The sequence below is a fragment of the Rhodococcus sp. NPDC059179 genome (genome assembly GCF_042754885.1).
Taxonomy (GTDB): Bacteria; Actinomycetota; Actinomycetes; order Mycobacteriales; family Mycobacteriaceae; genus Rhodococcus_G.
Map to the genome: position 1 here is coordinate 40182 of NZ_JBHZBV010000007.1, position 22314 is coordinate 62495.

General features: G+C 68.2%; 19 protein-coding genes and 1 tRNA gene. 6 read left to right on the plus strand and 14 right to left on the minus strand.

What is annotated here, in order from left to right:
* Positions 1–21: 21 nt before the first annotated feature.
* Both ACFXMV_RS15405 and ACFXMV_RS15410 read right to left on the minus strand, forming a co-directional pair.
* Positions 22–861: an alpha/beta fold hydrolase gene (locus ACFXMV_RS15405; protein ID WP_378498842.1), complete on the minus strand. Its 840-nt coding sequence runs from the start codon at positions 859–861 to the stop codon at positions 22–24.
* On the minus strand, positions 858–2651 hold the full coding sequence (locus ACFXMV_RS15410; RefSeq protein ID WP_378498841.1) for an amidohydrolase family protein: 1794 nt from the start codon (positions 2649–2651) through the stop codon (positions 858–860). Before ACFXMV_RS15410 ends, ACFXMV_RS15405 begins: the two co-directional genes overlap by 4 nt.
* 100 nt (positions 2652–2751) lie before the next feature.
* Here ACFXMV_RS15410 and ACFXMV_RS15415 point away from each other — a divergent pair, with 100 nt between their 5' ends.
* Entirely contained in the window at positions 2752–3414 is a 663-nt protein-coding gene (locus ACFXMV_RS15415; RefSeq protein WP_378498840.1) for a TetR/AcrR family transcriptional regulator, read from the plus strand.
* 142 nt (positions 3415–3556) lie between these two features.
* On the opposite strand, the gene ACFXMV_RS15420 is transcribed toward ACFXMV_RS15415, so the two are convergent.
* The 6 genes from ACFXMV_RS15420 to ACFXMV_RS15445 form a co-directional block, all read right to left on the minus strand.
* Positions 3557–4363 carry a class E sortase gene (locus ACFXMV_RS15420; protein WP_378498839.1) on the minus strand — a complete coding sequence of 269 codons (807 nt, stop codon included), beginning with the start codon at positions 4361–4363 and terminating at the stop codon, positions 3557–3559.
* Positions 4364–4395: 32 nt separating this feature from the next.
* Positions 4396–4536 (minus strand): hypothetical protein, encoded by a 141-nt coding sequence (locus tag ACFXMV_RS15425; protein ID WP_378498838.1) that lies wholly within the window; start codon positions 4534–4536, stop codon positions 4396–4398.
* Between the two features lie 129 nt (positions 4537–4665).
* Entirely contained in the window at positions 4666–9432 is a 4767-nt protein-coding gene (locus tag ACFXMV_RS15430; protein ID WP_378503073.1) for a DUF5979 domain-containing protein, read from the minus strand.
* Between the two features lie 370 nt (positions 9433–9802).
* Positions 9803–10867 carry an ABC transporter ATP-binding protein gene (locus ACFXMV_RS15435; RefSeq protein WP_378503072.1) on the minus strand — a complete coding sequence of 355 codons (1065 nt, stop codon included), beginning with the start codon at positions 10865–10867 and terminating at the stop codon, positions 9803–9805.
* On the minus strand, positions 10864–12429 hold the full coding sequence (locus tag ACFXMV_RS15440; RefSeq protein WP_378501576.1) for an ABC transporter permease: 1566 nt from the start codon (positions 12427–12429) through the stop codon (positions 10864–10866). Before ACFXMV_RS15440 ends, ACFXMV_RS15435 begins: the two co-directional genes overlap by 4 nt.
* A 4-nt stretch (positions 12430–12433) precedes the next feature.
* Positions 12434–13471, minus strand: coding sequence for an iron ABC transporter substrate-binding protein (locus ACFXMV_RS15445; protein WP_378501575.1), 1038 nt, complete (start codon positions 13469–13471; stop codon positions 12434–12436).
* Positions 13472–13664: 193 nt separating this feature from the next.
* Here ACFXMV_RS15445 and ACFXMV_RS15450 point away from each other — a divergent pair, with 193 nt between their 5' ends.
* The gene (locus tag ACFXMV_RS15450) at positions 13665–13871 is read left to right on the plus strand and encodes a (2Fe-2S)-binding protein (protein WP_378501574.1); all 207 of its coding nucleotides are present in this window, start codon (positions 13665–13667) and stop codon (positions 13869–13871) included.
* A gap of 89 nt (positions 13872–13960) precedes the next feature.
* On the plus strand, positions 13961–14446 hold the full coding sequence (gene bfr / locus ACFXMV_RS15455; protein WP_378503071.1) for a bacterioferritin: 486 nt from the start codon (positions 13961–13963) through the stop codon (positions 14444–14446).
* Between the two features lie 47 nt (positions 14447–14493).
* Here bfr and ACFXMV_RS15460 read toward each other — a convergent pair.
* Both ACFXMV_RS15460 and ACFXMV_RS15465 read right to left on the minus strand, forming a co-directional pair.
* A tRNA-Cys gene (locus ACFXMV_RS15460) sits at positions 14494–14564 on the minus strand.
* 61 nt (positions 14565–14625) lie between these two features.
* A complete protein-coding gene (locus ACFXMV_RS15465) occupies positions 14626–15822 on the minus strand; it encodes an MFS transporter (protein WP_378500018.1) in 1197 nt (398 codons plus the stop codon).
* Positions 15823–15937: 115 nt separating this feature from the next.
* Between ACFXMV_RS15465 and ACFXMV_RS15470 the strand changes: the two genes are divergently transcribed.
* The 3 genes from ACFXMV_RS15470 (at position 15938) to ACFXMV_RS15480 (ending at position 18304) form a co-directional block, all read left to right on the plus strand.
* Complete coding sequence (locus ACFXMV_RS15470; protein ID WP_378500019.1) at positions 15938–16762, plus strand: SDR family NAD(P)-dependent oxidoreductase; 825 nt, start codon at positions 15938–15940, stop codon at positions 16760–16762.
* 102 nt (positions 16763–16864) lie between these two features.
* On the plus strand, positions 16865–17398 hold the full coding sequence (locus ACFXMV_RS15475) for a MarR family winged helix-turn-helix transcriptional regulator (RefSeq protein ID WP_378406672.1): 534 nt from the start codon (positions 16865–16867) through the stop codon (positions 17396–17398).
* Between the two features lie 75 nt (positions 17399–17473).
* Complete coding sequence (locus ACFXMV_RS15480) at positions 17474–18304, plus strand: hypothetical protein (RefSeq protein ID WP_378503070.1); 831 nt, start codon at positions 17474–17476, stop codon at positions 18302–18304.
* A gap of 20 nt (positions 18305–18324) precedes the next feature.
* On the opposite strand, the gene ACFXMV_RS15485 is transcribed toward ACFXMV_RS15480, so the two are convergent.
* Genes ACFXMV_RS15485 through ACFXMV_RS15500 form a run of 4 tightly spaced genes read right to left on the minus strand, consistent with a single transcriptional unit; the run spans position 18325 to position 22308 of the window.
* Complete coding sequence (locus ACFXMV_RS15485; RefSeq protein WP_378500021.1) at positions 18325–19101, minus strand: enoyl-CoA hydratase; 777 nt, start codon at positions 19099–19101, stop codon at positions 18325–18327.
* Positions 19098–20012: a 3-hydroxyisobutyrate dehydrogenase gene (mmsB, locus tag ACFXMV_RS15490; protein WP_378500022.1), complete on the minus strand. Its 915-nt coding sequence runs from the start codon at positions 20010–20012 to the stop codon at positions 19098–19100. Before mmsB ends, ACFXMV_RS15485 begins: the two co-directional genes overlap by 4 nt.
* Positions 20009–21127 (minus strand): enoyl-CoA hydratase/isomerase family protein, encoded by a 1119-nt coding sequence (locus ACFXMV_RS15495; protein WP_378500023.1) that lies wholly within the window; start codon positions 21125–21127, stop codon positions 20009–20011. The genes mmsB and ACFXMV_RS15495 overlap by 4 nt, the downstream gene beginning before the upstream one ends.
* A 32-nt stretch (positions 21128–21159) precedes the next feature.
* Entirely contained in the window at positions 21160–22308 is a 1149-nt protein-coding gene (locus ACFXMV_RS15500; RefSeq protein WP_378500024.1) for an acyl-CoA dehydrogenase family protein, read from the minus strand.
* Positions 22309–22314: the final 6 nt, after the last annotated feature.

The window sequence follows — 22314 nt, forward strand, 5'->3', positions numbered from 1 at the left end:
CCGGGCTGCCTCGAACCCCGCTCAGGCCTGCCGCAGGTGTGCCCCCAGCAGCGCGTCCAGCCGCTCCGGCACCTCCTCGGGGATCCAGTGGCTGACGCCCTCGAGGACCTCGAATCGGTACGGGGCGTCGACGTATCGGCCGGAGAGCTCGGAACCGACCCGGCCGAGCGCGGTGTCCCCGTCGCTCCACACGTGCAGGGTGGGCACCCGAACCTTGCCCGCGGTGGCGCCGGGCGTGGTCAGCAACATCGCGCGGTACCAGTTCAATCCGCCGCGGGCCCGGGACTTCTCGCGCATCGGCGCGAGATCCCGGTCGGCGGCCTCGGCGCTCATGCCGCCATCGAGAAAAAGGCGGCGCACCGCGTCACCGGAGGCGAACAGACGTTCCGGCAGCCAGGGCAACTGGAACATGAACATGTACCAGGACTTGACGATCTGATTACTGGTCAGCAGTGCTCGCACGAATGCCGCCGGGTGCGGCACCGACAACGCGGTGAGCGTGCGCACGTGGTCCGGGCGCTGCGCGGCGACGCCCCACGCGAGTGCGGCGCCCCAGTCGTGACCGACCAGATGCACCTTGCCCAGGCCCGCCTGCTCGACCAGTGCCACGACGTCCTGGTTCAGTTCCCGCGACCGGTACGCCCAGCGCGAGCGGGGGCGCGCACCGACCGAACAGCCACGCAGATCCGGTGCGAGGGTGCGGAACCCGCGCCGGTGCAGCAGCGGCGCCAGCCGATCCCAGGACCGGGAATCCTGTGGGAACCCATGCAGCAGCACGACAGGCGCCCCGTCGATCGGTCCGGTGTCGCGGACATCGAACGTCAGGCCGTCACGGACGAAAGAGCCGATCCGCTCGCTCATGCGCCCGACGCTACCCGGTCCTGCGCATCGACACCACGGGCCTTGGCTCCCGCGGGCAGGAACTGTCCGGTCTTCTCGATCCCGAACCCGGGCGTGAACTCGCCGTCCCGGTAGACGAGCCTGCCGTTGATGACGGTGGCCACCGCCGCGGCGTCGCTGCGGTTCACCATCCGGCGAATTCCGCCGTACTCGGGCACGGGCTCCTCGAACAGGCCGTCGACCGAGGCGTCCAGGCCCGCCGGATCGACAACCACGAGGTCCGCGCGGTCGCCCTCCCGCAGGTGCCCGGCGTCGATGCCGTACCAGTCGGCGAGCTCGCCGGTGAGCCGGTGGATCGCACGCTCGACCGTGAGGAACGGCTTGCGCTCGGAACGGGCGTCGTTGACGCGCTTGAGGAGTCGGATCGGGTAGTTGTAGAACGCCATGTTGCGCAGATGCGCTCCCGCGTCCCCGAACCCCATCTGCACTCCCGGGCTGGCGGCCAGCTTGTCGGCGAACTTCGGCCGGTGGTTCGCGACCGTGGTCCGCCATCTCAGCTTCGCGCCGTATTCCACCACCAGGTCCAGGTACGCATCGACCGGGTGGACCCCCCTCTCATCGCCCACCCGGCCGAAGGTCTTGCCGATCAGGGTCTCGTCGGGGCACCCGACGATGACCGCGTCGTAGAAATTGCGGTGCCAGATCCGCGGCGAGAACTTGTTGTCGTAGTCCTTGCGGAACCAGCGGCGGTACTCCTCGTCCTGCAGCAGCGCGTTGCGTTCCACCTCGTTCTTCAGGTGCAGCGCGGCTGCGCCCGCGCCGAACTCCTCGAACACCACCAGGTCGATGCCGTCCGCGTACACGGTGAACGGCACCGGCAGGTGCTGCCAGCGGAAGTTGGTCTTGGCGAACCGGTTCAGCAGCGGCGCCGCCGCGAGCATGAAGTACACGATCGCCGGGTAGGCCTTGGAGTCGGCGCCGGAGAGCAGCGACGTCTTGAGCGGCTCCTTCCGTCCGATCGCGGAGCTCTCGACAAAGAAAGCGGCCACGTTGGGGTGCAGGTTGATCGTCGGCGCGCTCTGCAGGATCTTGCCGCGGTCACGCAGGATCCGGTTGAGGAAGCGGAATTCACGCCAGCGCGCGTACGTCGACGGCAGTGAGCGCGAACGGTATTCGTCACCGTCGATCTTGTCGAGGGCGTTGGTCATCGAGGACAGCCCGAGGAAGCCGGCGTCGATCGCCTCGGTGAGCATCACGCCCATCCGGTCGAGCTCGGCGGCGGTGGGCTTGGTCTTCTTGTCCGTGCCGCGGCCGAGCCCGAGGACGTGGGTGCGGATGTCAGAGTGGCCGATGAATCCGGCCACGTTCGGGCCGAGCGGCAGCGCATTGAGGGCGTCGACGTACTCCGCCGGCCCGCGCCAGGTCTTGTTCTCCTCCAGGATCCGCAGCACGGCGTCGCGCGGCACCGCCTCGACCCGACTGAACAGGTCGGCGCACTCGCGCGGGGTGGAGTAGACGGTGGACAGCGAGCAGTTGCCCAGGACCACGGTGGTGACGCCGTGCCGGACCGATTCCGGCAGTCCCGGGCTGACCAGGGCCTCCGCGTCGTAGTGCGTGTGCACGTCCACGAATCCCGGCAGCACCCACTTGCCCGCCGCGTCGATGACCTCGGTGCCGGGCCCGACCGGCAGGGGTGCAGCGGAGACCGCCTTCACGACGCCATCCCGAATGCCGAGGTTACGGCGCTGCCCCTCGGCTCCGGTGCCGTCGAACCACAGGCCGCCGTTGACCACGATGTCGAACTCGGGCATTGTCGGGCTCCTCGCCTCAAGTAAGTGTTACCCGAGGTTACAGATCCTGTTGAGTAGAAGTCAATGGACCGGCTGAGTATTTCTCAATAGAGTGCCGTGAATGGCCGCCGTCCCCCTTTCCCCCGCCGATCGGCGCGCGCAGATACTCGAGGTCGCGGTCCGGATGCTCGAGTCGGAATCCTTCGACGAACTGTCGATGGACCGGGTAGCCGCGGAGGCGGGGGTCTCGCCCCCGCTGCTGTTCCACTACTTCAAGAACAAGCAGGGCTTCCGGAACGCGGTACTCGAGGCCTCCGCGGAGGCCCTGCAGCGGCGGATGACCCCGGACCCGACGCTGCCCACCTCCGCCCAACTGCGGGCCGGGGTGGAGACCTTTCTCGACGCGGTGGTCGCGCACCCGACGAGTTATGTCGCCGTGATGCGGTTGGCGGGCAGCGGAGACGAGGGCATGCGCCGGATCTACCGCGGGATGCGGCGGACCTTCACCGGCTGGATCGTGCGCTCGCTCGCCGAACTCGGCCTGCCCACCACGCCCGCAGTCGACGCGGCCGTCCAGGGCTGGCAGGCGTTCATGGAGGAGGTGGTGCTGTCCTGGCTGGACGAACCCACCATGGAGCGCGGCGAGGTGATCGACCTGTGCGAGCGCGCCTTCTACCACCTGCTGCCTGCCGCGGGCCTCGACGTCGAGCAGATCGCGCGCGCACTGGCGTCGACGCAGGCCGAGGGACTCACTCGCCCCCCGCAGGGACGGTTTATACGGTGACGTCCGAGTAGGGCATGTGCTCAGACACCCAAGGAAATACGACTTCCATGAGCAGTAGGAATAACGCGACAACGAGAATGATCACCAGCAGGGCCTTCACCGGTCGGGGTCCGGGGAGCGCGCCCCAGAGATAGCCGTACATCTATCGCTCCTGCAATGCCGCGGGACTGTCGCCCGGGGACTTCGAGATTGTTTCGACGAGAACAGCATGCACAATCATGCGTTCGGCGTTCGAGAACAGCGGATGGCACGTGGTAAGCGTCAACACAGTTTCCAGCCCGGGGCCCGGCTCGACCCAAGGCATGCCGGGCAGCGGATTGACGACGTCGACGTCGCCGGGCACCGTGATGTGTCGACCCAGGACGTGAGCGTAGTCGCCGTCGGAGACGCGATCGGCCTGCGCGGGGCTCAGGCAGGCTTCCGCCGCCGCACGCCGTTCGGGCGAGGCCAGGTCGAGTGGGAGCAGCCGGTAGGTCATCCATTGGGACTTGGTCTCCACGACGACGGCGTCGCATGCACCGAGTTGATCCAGGTGCTGGAACACCGCACCGGAACCGTTGCGATGCCCGGCGAGCGCGAAGTTTCCCGCCTCGCCGGGCATCTGTGTGTCGGTGTAGTGGCCGGGTCCGGCCTGCAGGTCCTCGTTGTTGGTGCCCTCGACGACGGCGTACGCGGCGCCGAGTGTGGGAAAGTGCACGCGCGCGAACCCCTCGCCGAGCACCGGGATCAGCGGGGCCACCGGCTCATCACCAGCGACCCCGGGGTCAGTGCCCCAGGACTCCTCCAGGTGGGCGCTGACCTCGTCCTGCAGCCGCCCCGAGACGATATTGGTCCAGAACGCCTCGTAGATGACGAAAAGCAGGACGATGACCCCTGCCGTGAGGAGCAGCTCGCCGATGACCTGGCTCGGCCGGAGTCGCCTCGATACCTGGACCTTGGTATCGCTCATGAAACCGGGGACTCCTCCGCTAGATGTGTCGACTATCCGCCCACGTTGATAGTGGCGCTTCCGGTGCCGCCGACAAGATCGTAGAGGAGGACGGACAGTTGACCGAGCCCGTCGATCGCGGCGGAACCGGTGGTGTGGACGTCGAATTCAACCGAGAGCGGGAGGATGAGCACGAGAGATTCTCCTTCGAGGGACGGCCGAGCGATCGGCCGCGAATTGGGGGGTGAGGGGTAGTGCGGGGCGGGCGACCATGGGAGGTCGTACCCGCCCCGCACTACCGTGTTCCGACTGGAGGATTACTCCTAGCCGGTCGACTTCCTGCGGTTACGCAGGGCAAGCCAGGCGCCACCAGCGATCAGCACCAACGCTCCACCGGTGAGCCAGATGACGTTCGCACCGGTAACCGGCAGGGACGACGACTGGCCTGGCTTGCCCGGAGCCGGCTTGCCCGGAGCACCGTTGTGGCCAGAGCCGCCCGGATTCTCCGGCGAACCGGGTCCGCCCGGCACGCTGGGACCCGGGGGAGTCCCCGGTCCCGGCGGGACCGACGATCCGCCGTCCCACGGCGGGACCGAGGATCCACCGCCCCACGGCGGGATGAAGCCCCACGGCGGCAGCGGAATCGGGATCGGGATGATGATCAGACCCTTGCTACTGGTCTTGTTCTCCAGACCCAGGACCACGGAACTGTTCGCGTCACCGGTGAGGGTGACGGTGGTGCCGGTCGGCTCGCCTTCGAGCTCGGTGACGTCCGCCTCGCCTTCCTTCACGTCCCACACGACCTCGCCCCACTGGACGTTGGGCACGTCGGTGTGGGCGCCGGACTCGACAAAGTTGATCTCGGTGTCGAGCGGGAACTGGACTTTGCCGTCGATGACGGCTGCATCGCACTTGGCGGTCGGGGTGACCGAGCCGCCGGGCTTGACGTCGAGGATGCAGGTGCGCGCCTCGCCGTCACTGTCCGTCCAGGTCGCCGTGATCTGGAAGGTCGCGGACGGATCCTTCATGACCTGATCGCCCTTGGGCCCGGTCACGATCTTTTCGATGTCCACGTCCGTGGTCGGGATGATCCGGTTGTGGATCTCCACCACTGCCTTCTCACCCGGCACGATTCCGACGGTGTTGCGGTAGTCCGCGTCACCGGCGTCCTCGGCCACCCAGTAGTACGGCCGCGCCCAGTCGAAGCCGGGCAGGTCCTTGGGATCGACCTCGGAGAAGGTGACCACGGTGTTCCGCGGCAGCACCTCGCTGGACTTCCAACTGAAACCGTTTCCAGCGTTCAGCTTGATGGTCTCGCCCACTGCCGGGAAATCGACACCTGCGGGAAGAGGCGGATCGATGTTGTCGATCCGAACCTCGAACTCCGCGCCCTCGGGCAGGTCGGCATCGGTGGCGGGGACGGCCTTGTCACCATCGAGGATGTACTTCGTGAACTCGACCGAGCCGAACTTCCACAGCGCCTCGTTCGTCAGCGTGATCAGACGACCTTCACTGGGATCATCCGAGACGATGCCGGTCGCGGTGCCGTCGGCGTTGGAGGTGATCCACGATTCACCGCTGGGGTCGGTGCCCCAGGTGATCGTGCCCCACTCGACGCCCTCGACATCGGGACGACCAACCTCGGTGAACGTCACCTCGGTGCCGATGGGGAGGTCGACGCCGAGCGGCGTGGCCACACCGTTCTTCACGGTCAACACCTTGGTGCGGTAATCCACACCGTCCTTCCACCGGGCCTCGACCGTGAACTCCGCGTCATCACCAACAGACTCAGCGGCTTCGCCGGAGACCTGCTTGAGGATGCGCAGGGTGCCGTCGTTCTTGTCCACGAAGTTCGTCACCTCGACCTTGCCGGGCTCCTTACCGATGGTCACCACGCCCGACTTGCCGTCGATCGTGACGTCACCGGTGAAGGCGGGCACGCCCCAGGCGAGACCGTTGCCGTCCTCCGGAACCACCTCGGTCAGCGTGACCTTGGTGCCGCCGGGCAGGTTCTCCCCGAACGGGACCGAAGTGCCGTCGGACGGCAGCGTGAGCGTCTTGGACTGCTCGACACCCGCCGCATCGGTCCAGGTCGCGATAACGTCGAACGTCTTGGGAACGTCCTTGTTAGATGCCTCCGGGCCGGTGAGCTTCTTGCTCAGCTCGAAGGTGCCCTGGGTGATCTTCGCCTCGTTGGTGACGGCGATCGTGTTTGCGCCCGCGTCGGTGCCGATGGTGATCGTCTTCGGTGTGATCACCGGCTCCGACCACGTCACGAGGTCGGTGTTCACCGGCTTGACCTCGGTGAAGGTGACCTTCGCGCCGATGGGCAGGTCCTTCAGCTCGTAGGACTGGCCGCCCTTGAGCGTGAACTCCCGCAGCTCACTGCCGCCGTCGCCGTAGGCGATCTCCGCCTTGACGACGAAGGATTCGTCGCCCGTGATCGCCGCGTTCTCGGGGTTGAGGACGGTCTTGGTGATCGTCGTCGCGCCGAGAACCGCCTTGTTGACCAGGCTGACCTCGACGTTGGTCTTCGGCTCGATCGCCACCAACGCCACGGTGTCACCGTCGCTGAGCGTCACGCCCTCCGCCGGGCGGAACTTGCCCTGCTCGAAGTAGACGCCGTCGACCTGCGGCAGGTTGACCTCGGACAGGCGGATCGTCCAACCGGTGCCACGGGGGTTGAGCCCGCTGACCGGGGTTCCGTCTGCCTTCACCTTGATCTCATAGGTGCTCGACACGGGGCCGACAGCCGGATCCACGCCAGGAGCGAACTCCTCGACCTTGACCGTGAACTCGGTGCCCTCCGGGAACTTCTCGGAAGCGGAGTCGATCTGCTTCAGCAGCGAGAACGAGCCTCGCGACACGCCTTCACCGGTGCCACTGCCGCCCCACGTCTGCGTGACGCTGCTCTTGTGCTCCGCGCCTTCATAAGCGAGCGCGTTGCCGTACACCGTGCCGCGGTCGTCCAGTCCACCGCTCGCGGTGCAGAGGGTGTATTCGATGACGTACTTCGTCTCACGGCTGTAGTCGCCCGCCGCGGCATCCTTCGGCAGGGTGATTTCGATCCCGTTGGCGGTGCGAGTGACGATGGTGTCGGCGGTCAGGTCGCGATCCGGGGCGGCACCCTTGCCTCCAATGGAGTCCTTCGCGACAACCCTGAAGTTGAGGTCCTTCTTGAGATCACCGCTGACATCGCACACGGTCAAAGTCTCGGAGAACGTGTCCGTGATGACAGCCCGCTCGGTGAGGGCCTCCAGATTCTTCCCGGGGACCTCCGCATCCCAATCGATGGTGGTGCCGGCCGGCTGCATCTCGCCGCCGACTTCCTTCGGCTCGGTGTTGAGGTTGCCCTTCTTGCCGCCCTTGAACTCGGGGCCCTTCGCCGAAGCGGTGACCTCGACGCCGTTGACGAGTGCCTTGTTCGAGAACACGTCGGTGTTGCTCGGCACCTTGTCCCCGTCGACGCAGGTCCGGTACGTCACGTAGTAGTACTGCTCCGCGTCGAACGGATCGTTCGGCGTGAGGGACACGGTGAAGTTCTCCGCGCCAGGAGTGGCCGACTCAGCGATGGTGAACTGATCGGTGACGTTGGTGCGTCCGACTCCTCCGCCACCGGGGCCGGGCAGGTAGTTGGACTTCTCGATCTTCAGCGAAAGGCCGTCCGGACACACGGCATGGCCGCCGATGAGCGTGTCCGCAATGGTGACCTTCGTGTCAGGGCTGGACGCGATGAAGGAACCCGGGACCATGACGGTCCACTCGGCAACCCGGTAGCGCTCGCCATTGCCGTTGACGAGCTTGCCGGACTTGCTCGGCGCGGTCGTCGGCTCCCAGTCCTGCCCGACGCCGGCGCCCACGGTCTCGTCACCAATGGCAATCGAGTTGTTGTACTGAGTGTCCTTGGGATCCACCGTGCCGCTGGTGCTGCATGAGGTGTACTCGATGCGGTACAGCTTGTCCTTCTCGAACGGCGCGCCGTTGTTGATGTCGATGATGACCGGATCGCCCGCGGCATCCTGGGTGATGGTGACCCCGCCCGGGACCTCCTTGAGCTCGCCCGGACGTCCGGACAACAGCTTGGCGTTGAGCCTGCCGTCCCCGCACAGCTTCATGTTGGCCGAGAGCTCGTCGTTCAGCTTCACGGAGCCGGTCTTGCCCGGGTCCAGGGCGGCCAGATCGGAGCCCGGGATGTCGATGGTCCAGCGTACGGCCTGCTTGTCCGGCTGGAGCTGCCCGGACTTCTTGGCAACGCCGAGATCCTTGCCATCGCTGATGCCGCCCTCACCGGGCAGATCGACCAGCGTGCCCTCGCCGTTGATCTCGAACTCCACCTCCTCGGAGGTGGTGTACTCGACCGCCTTGGTGAAGACGGTGAAGGTGCCGTGCACCAACTCGGGGTTGGCCGTCACGGCATCGGTGAGCACGCAGTTCATCAGGTTGGTGCCGGCATTCAGCACGCAGTTGCCCCAGACCGTGCCGTCGTCGCCCTTGAGCTGAATGCTGGGGTTCCCGTCGAGCTTGAGCTCGTCGGGGAACTTGACCGTGAACTCGTCGCCTGCCTTCGGATCGGCGGCGGAGGCGTCCCAGGTACCGGACACCGTGACGGAGTCACCGACGGTGATCTGCTCGTCGTTGGTTCCGCCCTCGACCTGGATGTCGGTGATCTCGACCACGATGCCGGGATTGAGTCCGCGCGCGGCCAGCCGCTTCGCCACCGCGGGCGTCGTCGTCGTGGGCGCGGTCGTCGTGATCGTGGGCTTCTCCGTCGTGGACGTCGACGCCTCCGTCGTGGACGTCGGCGCCTCCGTCGTGGTCGCAGGCGCCTCCGTCGTGGTCGGCGTCGCCGTCGTCGTCGTGGTGGGCTTCGCCGTCGTCGTGGTGGGCTTCGCCGTCGTCGTGGTGGGCGCCGTCGGTGTCGTCGTGGTCGGAGAAGTTGTGGTGGTGGTCCCGATTTCCTGTGCTACGGCAACCGGGGCGAGTGAGAACGAAGTCATGACCAGTGCCAGGACTGCGAGAATCATCCCCAGCGCCGCCCACCGAGACACCACCTCCTCTCCGGCACGACGGTGGAAGACACGGTTACGCATGAGGTGCACCTTTCGTTCAACACGTACATGATTTTTGCTCCGTGTCGGAGGCTGCTGAACTGGCGCACGGGACCCTTTGAACAACCCCTTGTCGTGCCTGTGGCCTCGAAATGAGCACCACTGGTTCAGGGTTGACCACTTGCGGACCCGAGACATCGTGCAACTACCCCCCCGGGTGGCGCCACCGGAGCCCCGCTCGGCATCGCCACCTCACAGCCCCTGGGTTGAGGCCGTGAAACGCGACCATAGCTAAAGAGTTGGTCAAATCCAAGTACGCCACGGCCTATGAAGACCACTCGTGCCGCCTGTCAGTTTCAGAAGTCGACTGCATTCTCCACAAGGCAGTGCACAGCATTGGTGGATCCGGTCCTCAGAGTTCGCCGACCGGAAAAACACCCGCCTCCCCCAGCACCTCGATGGCCACCAGCGCGCCGACCGCCGGGGTGCGGGTGCCGGCCTGACGGACCCTGATGTGGGTCGGCGAGGAGTTGAGGGTGATGTCGAGCAGTGCCTGCGAGCCCAGGAACTCGGTCGCCGTTACGGTGCCCGTCTTGCGCCCGTCGGACTCCGACCCCAGGTCCGACGCCACGATCTGCTCGGGGCGGAGCAGTGCCCGGGCCGGACCCTCGAACGACCTCTCCCGCACCGGGATACGGCCGAGCGCACACTCCGCGACGCCCCCGGCGACGACGGCGGACAGCAGGACACACTCGCCGAGGAACTCGGCAGTGAAGATGTCCACCGGACGGTGGTACACCTGCTCGGGCGCCCCGACCTGGGTGAACCGGCCGGACCGCATCACCGCGACCTGCCCGGCGAAGGAGAGGGCCTCCTCCTGGTCGTGGGTCACCAGGATCGTCGTGACCCCCGCCGCTCCGAGCGTGCCCGCCACCGACTTCCGGGTCGAGGCCCGAAGCCCCGCATCGAGCGCACTGAACGGCTCGTCGAGCAGCATCACCTCGGGTTCCCGCGCGAGCGCGCGGGCCAGCGCCACCCGCTGCTGCTGCCCGCCGGACAGCTCGTGCGGCCGCCGCCGCGCATAGGACTCGTCGAGCGAGACCATCTCCAACAGCTCGGCGACCCTCCGGCGGGAACCAGCCCGGTCCCGAAATCGCGTGCCGCGCAGTCCGAATCCGATGTTCCCCGAGACGGTGAGGTGCGGGAACAACGCGCCGTCCTGGGCCACGTATCCGACCCGGCGACGGTGCGCGGGCATGACCCGGCCGGGCCGCGCGACCAGCGACCCCGCGATGGCGACCGTGCCTGCGTCGGGCCCGTCGAACCCCGCGATGACGCGCAGCAGGGTGGTCTTCCCGCAGCCCGACGAGCCGACGACCGCCGTGGTCGTGCCGCGTTCGACGCGCAGGCTCACCCCGTCCAACACCACCGTCGGGCCGTAGGACTTCGACACGGATTCGATCTCCACCTCGCTCACAGCCCGGCCGCCTTCTGGGACTGACGCAGCAGCAGATATGTCATGGGCAGCGCCAGCAGGACCATCGCCAGCGCGAAGGGCGCCGCGGCTGCGTAGTCGAGTTCACTGGTCAGCGACCAGAACCGGGTCGAGAGCGTCCGGGTTCCGTTGGGCGCGAGCAGGAGCGTGGCGGTCAGTTCCGTCACGATCGCCATGAACACCAGCGCGGCGCCCGCCGCGGCCGCGGGGGCCGTCAAGCGCAATGTCACCCGCACAAACGTGCTCGCCTGCGAGCACCCGAGCGCGGCCGACGCCTCCTCCAGTCCGACCGGGACCTGCGCGAGACCCGAACGCAGCGACACCAGCGCCCGGGGCAGGAACATCAACACGTAGGCGGCGATCACCACGACCACGGTCTGGTAGAGCGGATTGGCATAGCGGATGGTGACGGTGATCAACGCGAGTGCGGTGACGATCCCCGGCAGCGAGCTCGTCACGTAGTTGCAGCCCTCGACGATCCTGCTGAACACCCCGGGGCGCCGGACCGCGATCCAGGCCACGGGGAACGCCAGCGCGGTGGTCACCGCGGCGCCGAGCAGGCCGAAGACGAGGGTCTGCGTCAACGCCTGCCACAGCGCGCCCGTCCGCCAGACGTCCGCGCCGCCGATCCGCAGCCAGCGCGCGATGGTCCACAGCGGGACCCCGAGAGCGGCCACCGTGAGCGCCGCCAACCCGAGTGCGGCGGGAACTGCGCTCCACCGCAACCGAATTCGGTCCGGCCGCCTGGGCGCACCGGAGCCCAGCCGCGCGTACCGGGCCGAGCCCCTGGCCGTGGCCTCCGCGGTGAGCAGAACCAGGCAGCACAGCACCAGCACGCTCGCGAGCATGCTGCCTGCCGCGCCGTCGAAGGTCGACTGGAACTGCTCGAAGATCGCGGTGGTGAAGGTGTCGAAGCGGAGCATCGCGAACGCCCCGTACTCCGCGAGCAGATGCAACCCGATCAGCAATCCGCCACCGAGGACCGGTAACCGCAGCTGCGGCACGACCACCTGGAAGAACACCCGGTACGGCCCGGCCCCGAGCGCACTCGCCGACTCCTCGACCCCGGCGTCGAGCCGCCGAAGCGTCGCCGCGACGGGCAGCGCGACCAGCGGGAAGTAGGACAGCGTCGCGATCAGCACCCCGGACCACAGCCCGTGCAGCGACGGGATCACGCTCACCCAGGCGTAGCTGTTGACGAACGCGGGCACCGCGAGCGGGGCGGCCAGGACCGGGGCCCAGAACCGGCCTCCGAACACCGTGGTGCGCTCGACGACCCAGGCGGCGCCCACCCCGATTGCCACGCAGATCGGCACGGTGAGGACCACGAGCGCGACGGTGTTGCGCAGCAGCTCCCCGACCCGGGGCCGAAAGATCAACGCGGACGCCGTCGCCCAGCCGGTGGCGATGGTGGTGGCGATGACATAGCCGAGCGGGATGAGGGTGATCGCGACCAGCACCGCGACCACCGCCGCGACGGCCGGCGGCAGCCTCCGTCGCTCCGCTCGCCGGTACCGGGGGCGCGAGAGCGCGGGAGCGATCATCGCACTAGAGAAGCCCGGCCTCGGTCATCAGCTCGGTGACCTTCTGGCTGTTGAGCTTCGACGGATCGACGGTCGGGGCCTGCAGGTCCGCGAGCGGCACCAGCGCCGGATTCGACGGGACGTCGCTACCGACCGTGTACTCGAACGAATCGCCCGTCTGCAGGACCTCCTGCCCGGACTTTCCGGTCACGAACCTCAGGAACTGCTGCGCGGCAACGGCCTTGTTGCTCGACTCGAGCACGCCGCCGCCGGACACGCTGACGAACGCGCCCGGGTCCTCGTTCTTGAAGTAGTGCAGCGCGGTGTTGGCGCTGTTCTCACCGGTCTTGGCCTGGTCGCCGAACCAGTAGTACTGGTAGATGATCCCGCCGGGCACCTCGCCCGCGTTGACGGCCTTCATGACGGTGCTGTTGCCCTTGTAGGGGACGGCGTTCTCCTTCATGCCTGCCAGCCAGGCCCTCGTCGCGTCCTCTCCCCTGAGCTCGAGCAGCGCGCTGACGATGGCCTGGAAGTCGGCGCCAGAGGGCGAGGCGGCCCAGCGCCCCTTCCAGCTCGGGTCCTGCAGGTCGAGGAGAGATTTCGGCAGCTGGTCCTGCGGCAGCTTGTCCTTGTTGTAGACGAAGACCGTCGAGCGGGCCGCGATCCCCGTCCACTTCCCGGTGGACGGCCGGAACTGCTCGGGTACCTGCGCGAGGGTGTCGGGATCGACGTCGGCCAACAGACCCGCGTTCTCGACGAGCGCCATCGCGGGAGAGTTCTCGGTGAGGAACACGTCCGCCGGGGAGGCCCCGCCCTCGGCGACGATCTGGTTGCCGAGCTCGGTGTCGCTCCCGTTGCGCAGGTTCACCTCGATCCCGGTCTCCGCAGTGAACCCGTCCACCCATTCCTGGGTAAGCGATTCGTGCTGGGCGTTGTAGACGGTGATCTGCTCGGGCGTGTTCGCCGGGGATCCGGGGTCCGAGCCGTTCGAGCAGGCGGCGAGGCCCACCAGGGTCGATGCCAGAAACGCCGCGCCCGCGATCGTCTTCCATCCTGCTGCCATGACGGTGCCCTTCGGCCGCTGTGACCACCGGGAATCCCCGATGAGGATTGCCTCAGCAACGTACACCCGCGCCTGCGGCGGCGGGCCCTGATCGACCCCCGATCAAGATCAAAAAGTTGGGTTAGCCTACCCTTTTCAACTGCCGATCCTTAGTGTAGCCTTCCCTGAGGAAGTAGCGCTGGAGGATCACGACATGTACGTCTGCGTTTGCGAAGCAGCCACCGAAGAACACGTGCAGCAATGCATCTCTGCGGGGGCTCGCACCGCCAAGCACGTCGCGCTTGGCTGCGGCGCGGGGCGCGGGCGCGGTTGCGGGATGTGCCGCGATCGGATCAAGTCGATGATCGAGCAGCACTACGCCACCGTCGGCGAATGCGAGGAAGAAGCGATCAGCGCCTAGTCGCAAAATGCGCACAAATACACCGAGTGAACTCACCCGGTGAGGGTTAGGCTGAGTCTAGTGTTCAGCCCACCCCCACCGGAGGTGTCATGCGCGGCGACGATGAGGTCATTGCCCTTCTCAACGAGCAATTGACCAGTGAACTCACAGCGATCAATCAGTACTTCCTGCACTCCAAGATGCAGGCCAATTGGGGTCTGACCAAGCTCGCGGAAAAGACTCGGCAGGAGTCCTTCGAGGAGATGCAGCACGCGGAGCTGCTCACCGACCGGATCCTCATGCTCGAGGCCCTGCCCAACTATCAGCGGCTGCTGCCGCTGCGTATCGGACAGACCATTCGGGAGCAGTTCGTCTCTGACCTCGCCGTCGAGGTCGAGGTGGTGGAGCGCCTCCGTCCCGGCATCACGATGTGCCGCGAGAAGGGCGATCACACCAGTGCCGGCCTCTTCGAGAGAATCCTCGCCGAGGAAGAGGACCACGTCGACTACCTCGAGACCCAGCTCGAGCTGATCGACAAGCTCGGCGAGCAGCTCTACCTCGCACAAACCGTCGATCAGCCGCCGACAGTCGGCTGATCCGCGGAGGCTCAAGCCCGGCAGGTGGCCACCTGCCGGGCTCGTCGAGCGGATGACGGGATTCGAACCCGTGTGAACGGCTTTGCAGGCCGGTGCCTAGCCACTCAGCCACACCCGCATCGATAGGACACTCTGCCGACCCGCGGTCCATCCGACCAGGGTTTGGCTCACGATGATTCTCAGTCGGCCACCGCTGGGCGGCGCAGCGCCAACAGCGCACTGAACCCCGCCGCCAGCAACGCGAACGCCACCGAGCAGATCGCGAACGCGGTGCCGCCGAGCGTCGCGACGCCCAGCGCCGTGGTGCCCGCACCGGTGCCGATGTAGAGCACCGAGTTGTTCCAGGACACCGCGGGCGCGCGGCGCTCGGCCAACACCGTGGTCAGGTACACCTGCGCGGTGCTGAAGAAGGCCGTGCCCGCGAAGAAGGCGGCCACGAAGCCGGCCAGGCACAGCTGCCAGCTGTCCGCGGTGGTGGCGACACCCAAGGCCGCCGCGAGGACCAGACCCCAGCCGACACAGAGCACCGGCTCGTGCCGCCCGCGCGAGCGCCAGCGGTCCACCAGCGGTCCGGCCACCAGTGAGCCGATCAGCGACCCGAGGCCCACGAGTGCGCCGACGAGGCCGAGCACACCGGTCGCGAACCCGAACTTCGTCGCGAACAGCGCGCCCGCATACGCATAGGTCCCGAGCCGCGCGGCCTGGACGAAGAAGTTGCCGGCCATGATCAGCCGGAACACCCCGCCCCGCCACAGCGCGAAGGACGACCGCAGCGCCGCCAGCGCGCCCCGGTCGTGAATCCCGATGGCGCGCGCCGATTCCCGCAGCCGCAGCGCGATCAGCGTGCCTGCCACCGTCAGGCCTGCGGCGATGGCGGCGAAGGCCAGCCGCCAGCTCGACCCGGCCGCGACGAACGTCGCCAGGGGCACTCCGACGATCTGGCCGCCCGCGTACGCCGCGGCGCCCCGCGCGATCGCCCGGCCCCGTTCCATCGGCACCGAGGTCTCGGCCAGGTACGCCCACATCGCGGGCCCGATCAGCGCCCCGCCGACGCCGCTGATCGCCCGGGCCGCGAGCAGCCAACCGAGGTTCGGGGCCAGCGCGCACAGCGTCTCCCCCGTCGTGAACACCGCCAGCCCGGCGAGGATCACCCGCCTGCGCGGGAGGTGTTCGGTGAGCGCCCCCAGCAGCGGGCTCGCGATCGCGTAGGCCACCCCGAAGGTGGTGACGACCCAGGCGGTGCTCGCGATGGTGGTTCCGAAGTCCGCCGACATGGTCGGCAGCAGCGGGGAGGCCAGGAAGAGCTCGGCTCCCATCAGGAAGAACACCAAATGGATCAGCAGGTGCTGGCGCCAGGGTGTGTGCGGCTGGGTCAAGTCTCACTCCTTCGGCGCCGACGCTACCGCCAGCGGTCGCCCGTCCCCGGCGCCGGCTCCCGCTCACAGGGAACGGGAGGTGCCGGGCCGAGCCCCCCGCCTCTACCGTGCGGTGATGACTGCCTTCGACTTGCGGGACCTGACGGGCACGACCGCAGTCGTCACGGGCGCGGCCTCCGGCATCGGCGCGGCCATCGCCCGACGGGCCGCCGGACTCGGAATGCGCGTGGTACTGGCCGACTTCGACAGCGACCGGCTCGACGAGGTCGCGCACGGGATCACCGCGACCGGCACCGAGGTGCTCGCCGTGCGCTGCGATGTCACCGACCCCGATGACGTCGAGCGCCTCGCCGCGACCGCGTACGAGGCCTTCGGCCCCGTGCGCCTGCTGGTCAACAACGCAGGCGTCGAGGGGACCGGGCGGCTGTGGGAGCTCTCCCCCGGCACCTTCGGCCGGGTGATGGACGTCAACGTCTCCGGGGTGTTCCACGGGATTCGCGCGTTCGTCCCGCGCATGCTGGCGGCCGGGTCCGCCGCCCACATCGTCAACACCGCCTCGATCGGCGCTGTGACCTCCTTGCCCGCCCAGGCCAGCTACTGCGCCAGCAAGCACGCGGCGCTGGCGATGACGGAGTGCCTGGCGATCGAACTGGCCGCAGAGCAGGCGCCGATCACGGTCGCCGCCCTACTGCCCGGGCCGGTCCACACCGCGATCTACGCATCCGCCGGGTCCGACGGTTCGGCGGGCGCCGCGACCCGGGACCGGATGGATGCCTTCCTGCGCGAGAACGGGGTGACCCCGGAGGCCGCCGCGGACACGCTGTTCGACGGCCTCGCCGCCGGGGACTTCTGGATCTTCACCCATCCCGAACGCGCCGACCACCTGTTGCGACTGCGGGCCGACCGCCTGACCGGCCATCTGACGCCGACGGCGCCCTGAGCGGCGCGCAGCCCGCGTCAGCGAACCGTGCGTGGTTTTCACCCCAGCTGGGGTGAGACGCGTGCACGGGCGGCGGGGCCGCTTCGTGGGATGATGGCGGGCATGCCGCCTTCGTCACCGCTCCCACTCGATCCGATCGAGGAGGCCCATCGCCAATGGGAGAAGCACGGCTGGGGCGACGTCGCGGACGGCATGGCCGCGGTGACCTCGCTGATGCGCGCGCAGCAGATCATGATGGCCCGCGTCGAAGAGGTGCTCAAGCCGACCGGGCTCACCTTCTCCCGGTACGAACTGCTGACGCTGCTCACCTTCACCCGTACCGGCGCACTGCCTATGGCGAAGGCCAGCGCGCGCCTCCAGGTCCACCCGACCAGCGTCACCAATGCGGTCGATCGGCTCGAATCCGCGAAACTCGTTCGCCGGGTGCCGCATCCGAGCGACCGTCGCGCTACCCTGATCGAAATCACCCAGGCCGGCCGCGATTTGGCCCTCACGGCCACCGAGCAGCTCAACACCCAGGTCTTCGCTCAACCCGGATTATCCGCCGATAAGCTCGACACCCTCGTGCGGATTCTCGCGGAGCTCCGCCGTAGTGCGGGCGACTTCGACACCGGGGACGCACCCAGCAAGTGGTGAGCTGATCACGAGCAAGGAGTGCGACGACAGGTGCTGGTTCTTGGCGTTTCGGCGGGCGCTAGTGGAGCCCGTGCGGTGCTGGCGTTCTCGGACCGCCCGCACCACGACCCGGTGGCGCGCTGCGACGTTCGGCGTCGGCCGGGCACGACCATCGGCGAGCCCGTCATCTCCGCGATCCGCACCCTGCGCACCACCGCGGTAGAGCGGGCCGCGGTGATCGGCGCGACCGCGGTGACCCTGCGGACCGGCATCGACCCAGGGGCAGTGGAGAGTGCGACCGCCTCGACCACCCGGCAGCACGTCCGCGTGGTACCCGAAACCTCCGCCCAGTTGCGGTATCTGAGGTTCACCGGCCGGTTGCCGCGCCGCGGGTCGGTCCTGCTCTACGACGTCGGGAGCTCGGGCCTGGCGGCCTGCGTTGCGGACGCGGTGTCCGGCGAGGTGTTGGCATCTCGCCGCAGCGCGGTGGTCGGCGGCGACCAGTTCGATCGGCTGGTTCAGCAGCACCTGGCGGCCCGAGGGATCCGGCTCGAGCCGGCGGCGTGCCGGGATCTCAAGGAGCAGCTCGGGTTCGAACGGATCGTCACGGCCAAGGACCCGGAGAGTGGTGCATGCCAGGTGCTGACGAACAACGACCTGGCCGGACTGTCGGCGGATGCCGTCGCCCACTCGGGGACCTTGCTGCGCAGCATGATCCGCGAATCGGGGTCGATCCCATCCGCGATCGTGTTGCTCGGCGGCGGCGCGCACACCCCGGCGTTGCACTCGAGACTCGAGGCGCTGATGCGGATCCCGGTGGTCACGCCGCCGGAACCTGCATCGGTGGCGGGGCGCGGAGCCGTGCTCCTCGCCGCCGCCACCGGAATGCCGTCCCAGCGCCGAGGTCCTGCGCTCAGCGGTTGGTGAGGCTCGGCGGTTGGTGACACTCAGCGGTGGGTGAACTCCGGTGCCCGCTTGTCCACGAACGCCGCCATGCCTTCCTTCTGATCCGCGGTCGCGAACGTCGAGTGGAACACCCGGCGCTCGAACCGGACACCCTCGGCGAGCGTGGTCTCGAAGGACCGGTTCACGCTCTCCTTGGCCATCATCGCGATCGGCAGTGACATCTCGGCGATGGTGGTCGCCGTCTTCAGCGCCTCATCGAGCAGGTCGGCGGCTGGAACGATCCGCGAGACCAGGCCTGCCCGCTCCGCCTCCTGCGCGTCCATGTTGCGTCCGGTCAGGCACAGGTCCATCGCCTTCGCCTTGCCGACCGCGCGCGTCAACCGTTGCGAACCACCGATTCCCGGGATCACCCCGAGCTTGATCTCCGGCTGGCCGAACTTCGCGTTGTCCGCGGCGAGGATGATGTCGCAGAGCATGGCCAGCTCGCAGCCGCCGCCCAACGCGTAGCCCGCGACCGCGGCGATGGTGGGTTTGCGGGCCGAGGCGAGCCGATCCCACGCCGCGAACCAGTCATCGAGAAACATGTCCATGTACGGCTTCGGCGCCATCTCCTTGATGTCGGCGCCCGCGGCGAAGGCCCGCTCGGACCCGGTGATGAGGATCGCGCCGATACCCGGATCGCCTTCGAGATCGGCGACCGCGGCCACCACCTCGCCCATCAACTGGGCATTGAGCGCGTTGAGCGCCTTCGGCCGGTTCAGGGTGATGACACCGACCCGGCCCTTGCGCTCGAGCAGGATGGTCTCGAACTCGCTCACGCGTTCTCCTCGTTCGCACGCCGACGAATGTCGTTGATGATGGCGGAGAAGTCCAGCGTGCCGCCGGTCTCCTCGTGGAACCGGGAGTAGATCTCCGCGGCGCGTAGGCCCAGCTCGCCCGGAACACCGTTGCCGCGCAGGGCGTTCGCGGCCAGGCCGAGATCCTTGTCCATCAGTGCCGCGGCGAAGCCGGCCTGATACTCGTTGTTCGCCGGGCTGGTCGGCACCGGACCCGGCACCGGGCAGTAGCTGGTCAGCGCCCAGCACTGACCCGACGCGTTCGATGCCACATCGAACAATGCCTGGTTGCTCAGGCCCAGCTTCTCGCCGAGCACGAACGCCTCGCTGACCGCGATCATGGAGATGCCCAGGATCATGTTGTTACAGATCTTCGCGGCCTGGCCGACCCCGGACCCGCCGCAGTGCACCACCTTTCCGCCCATCACCTCGAGCAGCGGGCGGGCCGACTCGAAGTCCGCCTCGTCCGCGCCGACCATGAAGGCCAGCGTGCCCGCTGTCGCGCCCGCCACGCCGCCGGAGACCGGGGCGTCCATGCCGCGGTGCCCCGCCTTGACCGCGAGGTCGTGCGCCTGGCGGGCATCCGCGACGTCGATCGTCGAGCAGTCGATGAACAGGGTGTCCTGGGCCGCGGCCTCGAGCAGTCCGCCCTCGTACAGCCCGATCACGTGTCTGCCGCTCGGCAGCATGGTGATGACGACGTCCGATCCGGCGGCCGCGTCCGCGGCGGAGGCGACGACCGTGACGCCGTCGCGGGTCGCCTGCTCCAGCGCCGCAGGCACCAGGTCGAAGCCGTTGACCTGATATCCGGCCTTCGCCAGGTTCGCGGCCATCGGGCCGCCCATGTGACCGAGACCGATGAAACCGATCCGGAGGTTGGCTGCGGCGCTCATGACTTTCCTTCCCCGATGCTGCTGAGTTCCTGGGTGTTGCCGGGAGTATGTGAGCTGGGCGGGGTTCCGCTCGGACTGAGACCGAGCTCGAATGCCCCCAGCCCGGCGAAGAACCGATCGACCTGCTCCTCGGTGACCTCCTCCAGGGTGGCGGGAGACCAGGCGGGATTGCGGTCCTTCTCCACCACCTGCGCGCGGATGCCCTCGACGAGGTCGTGCGAATGCAGGCAGGCCGACGACACCCGGTACTCCTGGTTCAGCACCTCCTCGAGGCTGCCGAGGTCGCGCGAGCGGCGCAGCGAGCGCAGGGTCACCTTCGCCGCGGTGGGCGACTTGGTGAGGATCTGGTCGGCGGCGTCCGCGGCCGCGGGTATTCCGCTGTCCCGCAGCCGCGCGACGATCTCCTCGACCGTGTCCGCCGAGTAGGCGTCGCCGATCCACCCCCGCTGCGCCAGCAGCGCCGAATCGGGCGCGGGCTCGGTGAACGCGGCGAGGGTGCGCTCGAGGGGCTCGGTGGCGAGCGCCGCCAGGAAGGCGGGCAGTCGGCCGGACGGAATGAAGTGGTCGGCGAGGCCGCAGGCGATGGCGTCGCCCGCGGTCAGCCGGGCGGTGGTGAGCGCGATGTGGGTGCCGAGCTCGCCGGGGGCCCGCGAGAGCAGATAGGTGCCACCGACGTCGAGCACGAATCCGATTCCGGCCTCGGGCATCCCGATCATCGAGCGCTCGGTGACGATGCGGACGCTGCCGTGCGCGGACACCCCGACGCCGCCGCCCATCACGATGCCGTCCATGATCGCGACGTACGGCTTGGGATAGCTCGCGATCGCGGCGTTGAGCACGTACTCGTCGCGCCAGAACTCGCGCGACCCGTCGCCGCCGTCCTGGGCGTCGTGGTAGATCGACACGATGTCCCCGCCCGCGCAGAGCCCGCGCTCCCCCGCGCCGGTGAGCACCACCGCGCGCACGTCGTCGTCGCCGGACCACTCGGCCAACGCGGCCGCGAGTTGGTGCACCATCGAGTGGTTGAGCGCGTTGATCGCCTTCGGCCGGTTCAGGGTGAGCAGGCCGAGGCCGTCGCGCTTGTCGACGATCACCTCCGCCTCGGTCGCGCTCACGCCGCTGGTTCCATGTGCTCCGCTCACTGCGTTCACGCCGCGCCCGCCGATCCGACGACGGAGCGGGCGATGACCACCCGCATGATCTCGTTGGTGCCCTCGAGGATCTGGTGGACCCGCAGATCGCGCACGATCTTCTCCAATCCGTACTCCGACAGGTAGCCGTACCCGCCGTGCATCTGTAGTGCCTTGTTTGCCACGTCGAATCCGGTGTCGGTGGCGAATCGCTTTGCCATCGCGCAGATTTCGACCTTGTCGTTCGCGTCCGCGTCGAGTGCGGCCGCCGCCCGCCACAGCAGGGTGCGCGCGGCCTCGAGTTCGGTGCGCATGTCCGCGAGCTGGAACTGCAGCGCCTGCGAGTCGAGCAACGCCGAGCCGAACGCCTTGCGCTCGGCCAGGTGGTGCACCGCCTTCTGCAGCGCGGCCTGGCCGCCGCCGACCGAGCACGCCGCGATGTTGAGCCGGCCGCCGTTGAGACCGGACATCGCGATGCGGAAGCCGTCGCCCTCCCGGCCGAGCAGGTTGGCGGCGGGAACCCGCACCTCGTCGAGGATCACCTGACGGGTCGGCTGCGCGTTCCAGCCCATCTTCTTCTCGTTCGATCCGAAGGACAGGCCCTCGGCGCCCTTCGGGACGATGAATGCCGAGATGCCCTTGGCGCCTGCGGATCCGGTCCTGGCCATCACCAAATAGACGTCGGAGGTGCCTGCGCCGGAGATGAACTGCTTGACCCCGGTGAGCAGGTAGTCGTCGCCGTCCCGCACGGCCTTGGTGCTCAGTGCCGCGGCGTCGGAACCGGCACCCGGCTCGGTCAGGCAGTAGCTGCCGAGCTGGTCCATGGCGCACAGGCCGGGCACCCACTGGTGGCGCTGCTCGTCGGTGCCGAACGCGTCGATCATCCAGGTGACCATGTTGTGGATGGAGACGTAGGCGGCGATGGAGGGGCAGCCCTTGGCAAGCTGCTCGAAGATGCGGACGGCGTCGAGTCGGGTGAGTCCCGACCCGCCGACGTCCTCGCGGATGTAGATCCCACCCATGCCGAGCGAGCCGGCCTTGCGCAGCACGTCCACCGGAAAGTGTTTGGCCTGATCCCACTCGATTGCATTGGGGGCCAGGTATTCCGAGGCGAAGTCCCGAGCGGTGTCACTGATCGCCCGCTCGTCATCGGTCAGGGTGAACATGATCGG